Below are 526 nucleotides of genomic sequence, written 5' to 3' on the forward strand. Positions count from 1 at the left end.
CAGCATAAAATGCTGTTCGCCGCCAGCAAGTTTGATATCAATAAATTTGGAGGAACTTATGATAAAAAGAATGATGATGGCATTATGTATATTCGTTTGTACCTTTACTTTAGTTGCGTGTTCTGGACAACAAACAAACGAACCACTTACTTTAGGTGTCAATGCGATAATAACAGAAATTGATAAAGAAAATAAAATCATAACCACAAAAGATAGCGAAGAAAAAGGTGTTTTAGGGAATGATTGTCTTATTGACTGTTCCAAAATTCCAATGATTTATTGTAATTATGATACACAAAATGTTGTAGCTATAACTCTTGATGATTTACAGGTTGGGGACGAAATCATTTTGACTATTCGGAATTCGGAAATAGAAAATCTCCAAAAGGAAGATGACAATAAAACAAAAATAGCGGTTGAACAATTACAATTAGGCACACAGAGAATTAAATAATTTTCAATTTCTCATACCCAGATTAACAAGTAAATACGGAAAATCAGACCGTTGACTGGTCGCACTATGCGA

General features: G+C 32.9%; 1 protein-coding gene. It reads left to right on the forward strand.

The window, feature by feature from the left end:
* On the forward strand, window positions 1–454 hold a 454-nt coding region (locus tag HMPREF1546_RS00985; protein WP_301547028.1), incomplete at its 5' end, for a hypothetical protein.
* Between the last annotated feature and the right edge of the window lie 72 nt (window positions 455–526).

Source organism: Oscillibacter sp. KLE 1745 (assembly GCF_000469445.2).
Lineage (GTDB): Bacteria > Bacillota > Clostridia > Oscillospirales > Oscillospiraceae > Oscillibacter > Oscillibacter welbionis.